The following is a 10,309-nucleotide window of genomic DNA, read 5'->3' as shown; positions in this document are numbered from 1 at the left end:
CCATGGGAAAGCACTACGAATACCAGCACACCGTCGGCTTCGAGGAGACCAACCTCGTCGGCAACGTCTACTACGTCAACTATCTGCGGTGGCAGGGCCGCTGCCGGGAGATGTTCCTGAAGGAGCGGGCGCCGGAGGTGCTCGCCGAGCTCCAGGAGGACCTCAAGCTGTTCACGCTGAAGGTCGACTGCGAGTTCTTCGCCGAGATCACGGCTTTCGACCAGCTGTCCATCAGGATGCGCCTGGTCGATCTCACCCAGACCCAGGTCGAGTTCAGCTTCGACTACGTCAAGCTGACCCGGGCCGCTGACGGGATGGGGGAGACCGAGACCCTCGTCGCCCGAGGCCGGCAGCGGGTGGCGTGCATGCGGGGGCCGAACACGCGCACGGCCCCCGCCCGGGTCCCTGATTCGCTGATCAGGGCGCTCGAACCGTACGCGCTGTGAGGCGCGAACCCCGACAGCGAGCCCAGGAGGCCAGCGTGACCGTGCCAGAATCCCCCACCCTGCGCGAGCCCGTCCCGGTGCCGGACACGGCGGACCCCAAGTCCCTGCGGCGGGCGCTCGGGACGTTCGCCACCGGCGTCACCGTGGTCACGACCGGCGGGGCCGTCCCGCATGCCATGACCGCGAACTCCTTCACCTCGGTCTCCCTCGACCCCCCGCTCGTGCTGGTCTGCGTCGATCGCTGTGCGGTCATGCACCGGCACCTGGCGGCGAGCGGCCGCTTCGGGGTGAGCGTGCTCGCCGACGATCAGGAGGCCGAGGCGAGGCACTTCGCCGACGGGTCCCGGGCCCTTGGGGCCGCCCAGTTCGACGGGGTCGGCTGGCGGCCCGGCCGGGTGACCGGCGCGCCGCTGCTCACCGGTGCTCTGGCCTGGTTCGAATGTGAGCTGTGGCGCAGCTACGACGGCGGCGATCACACCATCTTCGTCGGCCGGGTGCTGTCCCTGGACCGCCGGCGGGACCGCGACGCCCTGCTGGTCTTCAGGGGTGGGTTCCGCCAGATCGTCCCGGATTGGAGCGAGATGACCGCGTGACCGGCTGAAGCAGCGGCCGAGCGCCTGGGACACCGATCGGTGTCCCAGGCGCTCGGCTCGTTCAACGGCGGGAGAGTTCGGCGGACATCAGCTGGCGCAGCGCGAGCAGCACCGGCGGGTCGAAGACGCTCATCGGCCGGAGCACGACGTCGGAGAGCGTGATGGTGCTGCCCGCGGACACCGTGATCGGGCCCTGCCGTCCGATGCACAGCCCGTCGTGGCCGCACGCCGGATAGTTGATCGCGTCCTCCTGGCCGGCGGCCGCCGCCTGGGTGATCAGGTGCCATCTGCCCTCGGGAACGTCCTTCAGGACGTACGGCCCCGGGCGGGTGAGGATCGTGTATCTGACCGGCCAGCCTTCGAGGATCCGGTCCGGGAACAGCCCGGCGAAGACGGGCCGGTTCTCGATCGGGGAGACGACGGTGCCCCGGAGGGTTCCGATGCCCGTGCCCGTCTCAGCGGCGCCCCGTGTGGATCCGCCCGGCGGCGGGACGAGGAGGTCGAGCCCGCGATACCTGCTGGGGGAGACGCCCACGCTATGGGTGAAGCGGGAACTGAAGGTGCCGACGCTGGAATAGCCCACCAGGTGGCTGATGTCGGTGACCGTGAGCGAGGTGGAGATGAGGAGCCGCTTGGCCTCGCGGAGCCGTACGGCGGACAGGAACCGGCCGGGGGACAGGCCGGTGACCCGTTGGAAGACACGGGAGAAGTGGAACTTGCTGAACATGGCCGTCCGCGCCAGGTCATCGATTGTGAGTTGCTCGCCGTAGTTCTCCTGCATGCTCTCGACGACCCGTAACACCGCGGTGGTGATGACGTCGTCCATTGCTCCTCCCGCTTTTTGGCGGCACCGGCTGGATCCAGCTGTTCTGCATTGGATATGAAGTGGCCGACCGATCACATTCCGCTTCTTCTCGGAAGGGCCCGGCCGGTGCTTATTCCTTTTCGTGCCAGGGATTTGTCACCGGACGGGTGCCGGACCCACTCGTTTATTTACACGTGGTGAGCCGGGCGGAACGCTGCACAGGTTGGGAGAGATTCTTGCAAATATTTCGGGAGCCGCCGGCATCCTGCGGCTCCCGCCCATCGGAAATCATAACCGGGTCGCGATGCGGGTGGAATCGGTGTCGCCGGCACAGGTACCCCAGATTTCGGAAAGGTCCGTGAAGGACGGAGATAGGGGTTGTCACGGCGGTGGACAGGGACCAATTCTTGGTGCGTCGGCCGTGTTTCCGTCGCGAAGTGCGAGATGGCTATTGGAGTGTGACCACAGATGGCCGAGGCTCGTGAAGATGAGTTCTCGCGCTACGCGCGGGAGGCCAGACCGGCGCTCCGCCGGGCCGCCTTCCGGCTCTCCGCGGACTGGCATGAGGCCGAGGACATCGTCCAGCGGACTCTGATCGCGATTCACCGGCACTGGGACATGCTGGAGCGGCGCGACAGGATCGCCGGCTACGCTCGCACGATCATGATCCGGCTGATCCGCAGCGACCGCAGGGCACACCGGTGGTCGCGCGAGATCCTCCACGAACGGCTGCCAGAGCCGGAACCGGCACCGGATCCGTACGCACCTGTGATCGACCGGCTGCTGCTGATGAACGCGCTGGCCACCCTCGGGTCCCGCCAGCGTGCGGCCGTCGTCCTCCGCTTCTGGGCGGACCGCAGCGTGGCGGAGACGGCCTCGGCGATGGGCAGCGAGGGGTCGACCGTGCGCAGCCAGACGGCCCGGGCGCTGGCCGTGCTCCGCTCGGCCCTGGTCGAAGACGGGTTCGCCCCGGCCGACGACGGCCGGGGCGAAGTGAAGGGCCACCCGGCGGGAAGCCGCGGATAGGGGCCGCGGCGCGACCCCTTCGGGGTGCCCCTGGACGTAGCGCGCCACATCCCGGCACGGTCCCGCCTCCCGTTGCCGCCACCGGGCCGGCGCCCGGAAGGCCCACCGCCGGCGCGGATGCCTCGACAACAGCAGACTGTCATTGCAGTATTAGGACGCCACGTGCACCTGCGGAATATAGACGATCCATTTTCCGCCGGCCTCGGTGAACCATTTCTCCTTGGCCATGATCTCCTCCGCGTGGTTCCATGCGAACAGCACGGCGAAGTCCGGTCGCTTTTCCGTGAACGTTTCGGGCGGCACCACCGGAATATGCGAACCGGGCACCAGGAGCCCCTGTTTCTCCGGGGTCGAGTCGATGACGAACGGCAGGAGATCCGGGCCGATTCCGCAGTAGTTGGTGACGGTGGTGCATTTGGCGGGGGCGCCGTACCCGACCACAAGGCGCCCCTCGGCCCTCAGCCGGCGCAGCAGCGAGAGCAGGTCGGCGCGGACGCGCTCCACGGTCGCCGTGAAACGCCTGAGCGTTTCCGGATCGGCGAGGCCGCGGGCCTTCTCCGCGGTGAGCAGCTCCGCCACCGCCGGGGCCGGCCGGCGTCGGCCCGGCCGCGCGATCGTGTAACGGATCTCGCCGCCGTGCATGGCGATGTGCTCGGCGTCGACGAGCTCGAAGCCGAAGTGGGCCGCGATGGCCTGCACCGAGCGCACGGTGAAGTAGAAGATGTGCTCGTCGTAGATCTGGTCGAACGCGGTCCGGTCGATCACGGTGCCGAGGTAGGGCTCCTCGAAGACGAACACCCCGTCGTCGGCCAGCAGGGCGTCCACGCCCCGGAACAGCGACCCGATGTGCGCGATGTGGCAGATCGTGTTGGCCCCGAAGATCACATCGGCGGGTCCGTCGGTCGCGCGGATGTCGTGCCCCGCCGCCTCGTCGAAGAACCTCGTGTGCACCCGGATGCCCTTGGCCAGGGCGGCGTTCGCCACGTTGGCCGACGGCTCGATCCCGAGGTGCCGGATGCCGGCCCGCGCGATCGTCTCCAGCATCACGCCGTCGTTGCAGCCGATCTCCACGATGAACGGATCCGGCCCGGCCAGCTCGGTGGCGATGAACCGGCGCGCGTCCTGCTCGAAGTGACTGCGATGGCCCCGCGATCCCGACGCCTGGTAGCGGTAGGAGTCGTGGTAGCGGAGCTCCTGCTTCACCTCCTCGATCAGCTGGACGGTCGTGCACCGGTCGCACATCCCGACGGCCAGCCGGGTGAAGCGCTCGGCGGCGATCTCGTCGGGGCCGAGGAAGCCGTTGGCCAGGGGCTGCTTCCCCAGGTCGAGCGCGGCCTCGACGGTCCCGTCGCAGACCCGGCAGTTGATCCGCATGTCAAAACCCCATCGTCGAATTTCCGGGGAGGCCGTGTCGCTCCCCGGTACGGAGAATCGCGGGCACGGAGAGCCTCGCTCACGCCGCGCCGCTGTCGGGCAGCTCGAGCCACCATGGGTTGCGCCGGGCCCAGCCGATCGTTTCGCGGACACCGGCGCGCAACGAGGTCGGGCAGGACCAGCCGAGGACCCGGTGCGCCTTCCCGCTGTCCGGGATGCGCCGGGCGAGATCCTCGTAGCCCCTGCCGAGCTTCTCCCCGGTGTCCACGGACACCAGGCCCGGCTCGGTCCCGGCCAGTTCGGCGATCAGGTGGATCGCGTCGCCCACGAGGGTCTCGGTCATGCTGCCGATGTTGAACACCTCGCCCACCGCCTCCGGACGGGTTCCCGCGAGGATCGTGCCGTCGACCGCGTCCGCCACGAAGGTGAAGCACCGGGTCTGCTTGCCTTCGTCGTAGACCACCAGGGGCCGGCCGTTGAGCGCGCGGTGCACCGACCGGCTGATCAGGAATCCGGGCCGCTGGCGTGGACCGTACACGTTGAAGTACCGCACGATGGAGGCCGCGAGGCCATGGCGGCGGGCGAATGCGAACACCAGGTGCTCGGTGAGTGCCTTGCTCGTGGAGTACGCCCAGCGGTCGGCCGTGGTCGGGCCGAGGACGCGGTCGTCCTCCTCCCGCCAGGGCACCGCCGGGTTCTTGCCGAACACCTCGCTGGTGCTGGCCACGACGACCCTGGCGCCGGCCGCGTGCGCGGCGTCCAGGACGTTGCGCGTCCCGGTGAAGTTGATGTCGATGACGTCGAGCGGACGGGCCAGGTACTCGTCCACGCCGACCACAGCGGCCAGGTGGTACACCACGTCCACGCCCCGTGGGATGGCTCTGCGGAGCGCGGCGGCGTCGCGGACGTCCCCGCTCACGTGGCCGACGTGACCGTGGGCGGGGGAGTGCTCCGGCGGCGGCGATCCGTCGAACACCGTCACCTCGTCGCCGCCGGACACGAGCCGTTCCACCAGGTGGCCGCCGACGAACCCCGACCCGCCGGTGACCACCACCCGCGACCCGCTCACCGTCCCACGCCCCGGTAGTGGTAACCGAGCGAGCGCAGGTGGGCGATCTGGTCGCGGGAGTAGTAGGCCCGGCCGTCGAGGACCAGGCAGGAGTCGGCGACCGGGAGGGCGGCGAAGTCGATGGACTCGAGCTCGCGGTGCAGGGCCAGGACGGCGACGCACGCGGCGCCGTCCACGGCCTCCTCCAGTGTCCGCGCGGGTCTGCGGCCGAACATCGCCTCGACCTCGGCGGGGTCGGCCAGCGGGTCGAACAGGGTCACCTCGCCGCACGCCTTCTCCAGCTCGGCCACCGCGTCCCTGGTCGGGGTCGCCCGCAGGTCGCCGGTGTTGTTCTTGAACGCCAGCCCGATCACCGCCACCTTCGACGCCGCGGGGTCCCTGCCCAGCTTGGTCAGCCCGTCCACGGCCAGCTGGGCGGTGTAGGCGGGCATGCCGGCGTTGGCGGTACGGCCGGCCGGCACGGTGAGGATCTCCAGGCCGCGTTCCCCGGCCGACTTCCAGACCATCCACGGATCCTTCGTCAGGCACGATCCGCCGACGCCGACGCTGGGCAGCAGGATGTTGACCGTCCCGCCGCCCACGGGCAGCGTGTTGGCCGCCTTGATGACGTCGAGCACGTCCACGTCGTACAACGCGGCGAACTTCGCCAGCTCGTTGCCCAGCGCGATGTTCACGTCGAGCCACCAGTTGCAGGCCAGCTTGACGATCTCGGCCGACTCCAGCGAGTCGAGCGGGATCACCTCGACGCCGAGTGCCGATCGCCAGAACTCGGCCGCGTCCCGCGCGCAGTCGGCGTCCAGCCCGCCGACCACCATCGGGATGGACAGCAGGTCGGGCAGGGCGGTGCCCTCGGAGAGCCGCTCCGGTGTGACCGCGAGCCCGAAATCCGTGCCCGCGGTCAGACCGCCGGCCTGCAGCAGCGGGAGGACCAGTTCGCGTACGGCACCGGGCGGGACCGTGCTCTTGAGCACCACGAGCTGGCCGGGCCGCAGCCGCCTGCCCAGTGCGGTGCAGGCGGAGGTCAGCTGCTCGTCGGCGAAAGAACCGTCCTCGCGCACCGGTGTGCCCACGGTGATCAGCACGATGTCCGCTGCGGAGACCGCTCCGTAGTCGGAGGTCAGCCGGATCCGTCCGGTCCGGATGCCGCCAGAGATCAGCTCGGCGAGTCCCTCTTCGGCGAACCGGCAGTGGCCGTCGGTCAGTTCGTCGAGCAGCCGGGCGTCGGTGTCGACACCGACGACGGGCAGGCCGCGATCGGCGAGCGTCGCGGCGATGCACGATCCGACGTACCCGAGTCCGATGACGGCGACGTGCGGAGCGCGCCGGTCGGGTAGAAAACGCATGATGGCCCTCCCACTGCAGAATCAGGTGGCTTGGCTCGATCGTGTTCCTCGGGCGTGCGGCGCGGCACCTTCCTGCGTGCCGACGCGATCACGCGGCCGAGCTGAAGGACCCCTCCACGGGGTCGGGACCGGGTCCGGGCTGCCGGGCGTGGTGGTCGACCACCCGCAGGTCGTCGAGGGAGCGGCCGACCGAGAAGAGGAGTTCGATCGCGGCCTCGCCAGCCAGCAGGTCGCCGATCTCCGTGAACGCGCCGGGATCGGCGAGGAACTCGAGCCCGGCACGGATGGCGAACGGGGTGGCGCCGCCGACGTACAGCATGGCGCCCCGGTCGCCGGCCGGATGACCGACCCGGGAGATCACGCCGAAGTCGCGGTGCCGGCCGCCGCCCGCCGGCCTCGGGCACAGTCGGCGATCGTTGTGGCGGTCGTACACGTGCGCCTGGCCTGTCCGGCCGGGTCCGCTCTCGACCACCCAGCGGATGCCGGGGATCTTGTTGTACACGTCCCGGACGACGACGTTGGCGCCGGGACTCCCCACGAGGACGAGGCCGCCGTCGAGGAGCGCGTCGGCGGCCTCGCCGCTGTTGGCGAAGACCTCACGCAGCGGCAGCCGCGTCCCGCTCCAGCCGTCGATGAACGACTGCCGCAACCGGTCCCGGCCGATGTTGAGGTGCAGCTCCGCCGAGGACGGCGCCGCGGCGGACGCGTCGGCCGGCTGGAGCGCCGAGGGGTAGAGCAGCGTGACGTGCGAGTCGCCGATCAGCGGCAGCCAGAGGCGGTGGAACGGCGACTCCGACAGCGCGAGCGCTGTACGGTGCGCGCTCCCCGACTGGAAGGCCACCTCGAACGCCTCGGCCCTGCCCAGGCGTGCCAGGGCTCCCATCCTGGTCTCGTACTCGCCCAGATCGCGCCTGGCGATGGTCGTCCGCTGCGAGGTGTGGGCCGCGAGCGCCCGCCGTTTGCCGTCGGCACGGTCCCGGGTGACCTCGACGAACACCCGTGGAGCGAACCGGCTCGACTCGCTGGAGACATGCACGGAGAAGTGCAGGAAGGCGGCGTCCCGCACCGCTGCGTGCGCTATCCGGTGCGCCTCGACATGATCGTTGTGGCTGTCGGCCTCGGTGTGGGTGACGACGATGTCCGGGCGCGTTCCGGCCAGCAGTTCCCTGACCCGCTGGACCGTGGTCCTGTCGACGCGCAGACGGCCGTCGGCGAACCCGGCGAAAAGGACGCGGCTCGGGGGCACGCCGAGCTTTCCGGCGCCGTCCACGGCCTCCCGGCGGCGGATCTCTCCGATGGCCGGGTCGTCGGTGAGGACGAGAAACGTGACCTCGTGCCCTGCCGCCAGGGCTTTGCACAGCAGCGCGCCGGCGCCTATTTCGATGTCGTCCGGGTGCGCGCCGACGGCGAGGATCCGCAGCGGGCGGACGGGCGCGCCCAGGGGATGGGTCGGCAACGTGACCTCCTGGTCGGCTTCAGCCGGCTCGCCTGATCTGAGCTCCCGCCGCCTCGTCCGCGACCCACCGGACATGAGCGCCGTAGGCGGAGGCGCCGAGCCGCTCACCGAGCACCTGGCACCACTCGGCGTCGATGTACCCCATCCGCAGCGCCACCTCCTCCACGCACCCCACGCTCCTGCCGTGCCTCTGCCGCGCCAGCCGTACGTAGCGGCCGGCGTCGAGGAGGGCGTCGGGGGTTCCGGCGTCGAACCACGCGTGGCTCCGCCGGTCCAGCGTGACGACCCTGGCCCGCCCCGCTTCCAGGTAGGCGCGGTTGACGTCGGTGATCTCAAGCTCGCCACGCCAGGACGGCTTGAGGTCCCGGGCGATCTCCACGGCCTCGCCGTCGTAGAAGTACAGCCCCGTCGCGGCGAGATCCGACTTCGGCAGCCGCGGCTTCTCCTCCAGCGAGATCAGCCGGCCGCCCGCGTCCACCTCGGCGACACCGAACCGCTCGGGGTCGGGCACCTGGTAACCGAACAGCAGGCAGCCGGGGTGACCGGCGGCGGCCTGGCGCAGCAGGAGCGGCAGCCCCGCACCGTCGAAGATGTTGTCGCCGAGGATGAGCGCCACCGGGTCGTCGCCGACGTAGTCCGCACCGATGATCAGAGCGTCGCCGTCGCCCCGGGGAACCGGCTGCTCGGCATAGGACAGCCGCAGTCCCAGGTCACCGCCGTCGCCGAGCAGCCGGCGCAGGACGGGCAGCGCGTCGGGGGAGGAGATGATCAGAATGTCGCGGATACCGGCCAGCATCAGCACCGACAGCGGATAGTAGATCATCGGCTTGTCGTAGACCGGCAGGAGTTGCTTGTGGGTGGTCGGCGTGATCGGGGACAGCCGGGTCCCGTTCCCACCGGCCAGGATGATGCCCTTCAACCCATTGCTCCAGTTCTGTTCGCGGTGGGTACGTCAGAGATACATCGAGTTGGGCCGCAACCCGCTGAGCACCCGGCCGAAGAGCTCGTAGTTGGTGTTCGGATGCATCAGCGCGTGCAGGTTGAGGGCGTTGACATCGCGCTGGACGCGCTGGAGGGGCACCGAGCGATAGATCGACGACCCCCCGCCGGCCGTGCAGAGCACGTCCACCGACTGCTTGGCGAGGTCGAACGTGCGGCCGAGCCGGGCCCGGGCGGTGACCCGTTCCTCCACCGTCCACGGCTCGCCGCCGGCGCCCTTCCGGTCGAGCATGTCGGCGATGCGGTACGCGTGGAACTCCGCCTCCTCGGCCTTCAGCGCCGCCTCCGCGACCTGCAGATGCGTCAGCGGGGCCTCGCTCTGCGCGGCGTAGTCGGTATAGGTGATCTTCCGGCCGGGCAGGCGCCTGAAGAAGTCGTTCCTGGCCGCCTTGGCCAGGCCGACCGCGACTCCGGCGAAGCCGGCGCAGCCGGTCGGCATCAGGGGAGCGGAGAACACCGGTGAGGTGGCGTTGGCCTCGGATGCGTACTGTCCCTGCAGCACGGCGGGCATCGGCAGCACCCGGTCGTGCGGCACGAAAAGGCCGGTGGCCGCGGTGGTCACGCTGCCCGTGCCGGCCAGCCCCGAGGTGTGCCAGTCGTCCACGATCTCCAGGTCGGTCATCGGCACCAGGGCCATCACCGGCCAGCGGCTTCCGTCCGGCGCGGGGGCCATCGCGAGCACGACCTGCCACTGGCTGTGCAGCGCGCCGCTGATGAACTGCCAGCGTCCGGTGACGATCAGGCCGCCGTCGGCGGGTTCGGCGAGGCCGGTCGGGCTCAGCACCGCGCAGACCCGGGCGCCGGGGGCGGCGAAGACCTCGTCCTGCACGTGGTCGGGGAACAGGCAGGCGATCCAGTTGCTGATCGACCAGACCGCCGCGTTCCACGCCGTCGAGCCGTCCGCGAGCGCCAGCGTCGCGATGACGTCCATCAGCGTGCGCGAATCGGTTTCGTAGCCGCCGTAGCGAAGCGGCCGCCTCATGTCGAAGACGCCCGCCTCGGCCATCGCCTCGACGACGTCGTCGTGCAGCCGGCGGTTGTCCTCCGACCACTGCGCCTTGGACTCGATCAGCGGAAGCAGGTCACAGGCCCGCTTCAGCATTTCCTCCCGGGACGGGGCGACATGATCTGACGACGGGGCAACGAGAACGGACACGGAGTCCTCCTTGTCGGTGGCCAGGGCCGGAATCGCACGCGT

At 70.2% G+C, this 10,309-nt stretch carries 10 protein-coding genes; 3 read left to right on the top strand and 7 right to left on the bottom strand.

Translation table 11 applies throughout. The features are described from left to right. Window positions 1-2: 2 nt before the first annotated feature. Window positions 3-446 carry an acyl-CoA thioesterase gene (locus ACQP1K_RS15020; RefSeq protein ID WP_433496308.1) on the top strand — a complete coding sequence of 148 codons (444 nt, stop codon included), beginning with the start codon at window positions 3-5 and terminating at the stop codon, window positions 444-446. Window positions 447-481: 35 nt separating this feature from the next. After that, entirely contained in the window at window positions 482-1,039 is a 558-nt protein-coding gene (locus ACQP1K_RS15015) for a flavin reductase family protein (protein ID WP_433496307.1), read from the top strand. 61 nt (window positions 1,040-1,100) lie between these two features. On the opposite strand, the gene ACQP1K_RS15010 is transcribed toward ACQP1K_RS15015, so the two are convergent. Continuing rightward, window positions 1,101-1,865, bottom strand: coding sequence for a helix-turn-helix domain-containing protein (locus ACQP1K_RS15010; RefSeq protein ID WP_433496306.1), 765 nt, complete (start codon window positions 1,863-1,865; stop codon window positions 1,101-1,103). 447 nt (window positions 1,866-2,312) lie between these two features. Between ACQP1K_RS15010 and ACQP1K_RS15005 the strand changes: the two genes are divergently transcribed. After that, window positions 2,313-2,870, top strand: coding sequence for a SigE family RNA polymerase sigma factor (locus ACQP1K_RS15005; protein ID WP_433496305.1), 558 nt, complete (start codon window positions 2,313-2,315; stop codon window positions 2,868-2,870). 150 nt (window positions 2,871-3,020) lie between these two features. Here the strand turns inward: ACQP1K_RS15005 and ACQP1K_RS15000 are convergent, their stop codons facing one another. The 6 genes from ACQP1K_RS15000 to ACQP1K_RS14975 all read right to left on the bottom strand — a co-directional run bounded on the left by ACQP1K_RS15000 (window position 3,021) and on the right by ACQP1K_RS14975 (window position 10,267). Then, window positions 3,021-4,244 carry a methyltransferase domain-containing protein gene (locus ACQP1K_RS15000; protein ID WP_433496304.1) on the bottom strand — a complete coding sequence of 408 codons (1,224 nt, stop codon included), beginning with the start codon at window positions 4,242-4,244 and terminating at the stop codon, window positions 3,021-3,023. Window positions 4,245-4,323: 79 nt separating this feature from the next. After that, on the bottom strand, window positions 4,324-5,313 hold the full coding sequence (locus tag ACQP1K_RS14995) for an NAD-dependent epimerase/dehydratase family protein (RefSeq protein ID WP_433496303.1): 990 nt from the start codon (window positions 5,311-5,313) through the stop codon (window positions 4,324-4,326). Continuing rightward, entirely contained in the window at window positions 5,310-6,656 is a 1,347-nt protein-coding gene (locus ACQP1K_RS14990; protein ID WP_433496302.1) for a nucleotide sugar dehydrogenase, read from the bottom strand. The genes ACQP1K_RS14995 and ACQP1K_RS14990 overlap by 4 nt, the downstream gene beginning before the upstream one ends. A gap of 88 nt (window positions 6,657-6,744) precedes the next feature. Continuing rightward, window positions 6,745-8,112 carry a PIG-L deacetylase family protein gene (locus ACQP1K_RS14985; RefSeq protein WP_433496301.1) on the bottom strand — a complete coding sequence of 456 codons (1,368 nt, stop codon included), beginning with the start codon at window positions 8,110-8,112 and terminating at the stop codon, window positions 6,745-6,747. Window positions 8,113-8,131: 19 nt separating this feature from the next. Beyond that, complete coding sequence (gene rfbA / locus ACQP1K_RS14980) at window positions 8,132-9,031, bottom strand: glucose-1-phosphate thymidylyltransferase RfbA (protein WP_433496300.1); 900 nt, start codon at window positions 9,029-9,031, stop codon at window positions 8,132-8,134. Window positions 9,032-9,064: 33 nt separating this feature from the next. Then, complete coding sequence (locus ACQP1K_RS14975; RefSeq protein WP_433496299.1) at window positions 9,065-10,267, bottom strand: acyl-CoA dehydrogenase family protein; 1,203 nt, start codon at window positions 10,265-10,267, stop codon at window positions 9,065-9,067. Window positions 10,268-10,309 lie beyond the last annotated feature (42 nt).

The organism is Sphaerimonospora sp. CA-214678 (assembly GCF_050942215.1).
In the GTDB taxonomy this organism is placed as follows: Bacteria; Actinomycetota; Actinomycetes; order Streptosporangiales; family Streptosporangiaceae; genus Sphaerimonospora.
This window is presented reverse-complemented; position numbering and strand designations above follow the sequence as displayed.

Bases quoted from the DNA above. Each gene is read 5' to 3' on its own strand.
- ACQP1K_RS15005 (WP_433496305.1), top strand. From the start codon at position 2,313: ATGGCCGAGGCTCGTGAAGATGAGTTCTCGCGCTACGCGCGGGAGGCC.
- ACQP1K_RS15000 (WP_433496304.1), bottom strand. From the start codon at position 4,244: ATGCGGATCAACTGCCGGGTCTGCGACGGGACCGTCGAGGCCGCGCTC.
- ACQP1K_RS15020 (WP_433496308.1), top strand. From the start codon at position 3: ATGGGAAAGCACTACGAATACCAGCACACCGTCGGCTTCGAGGAGACC.
- ACQP1K_RS15010 (WP_433496306.1), bottom strand. From the start codon at position 1,865: ATGGACGACGTCATCACCACCGCGGTGTTACGGGTCGTCGAGAGCATG.
- ACQP1K_RS14990 (WP_433496302.1), bottom strand. From the start codon at position 6,656: ATGCGTTTTCTACCCGACCGGCGCGCTCCGCACGTCGCCGTCATCGGA.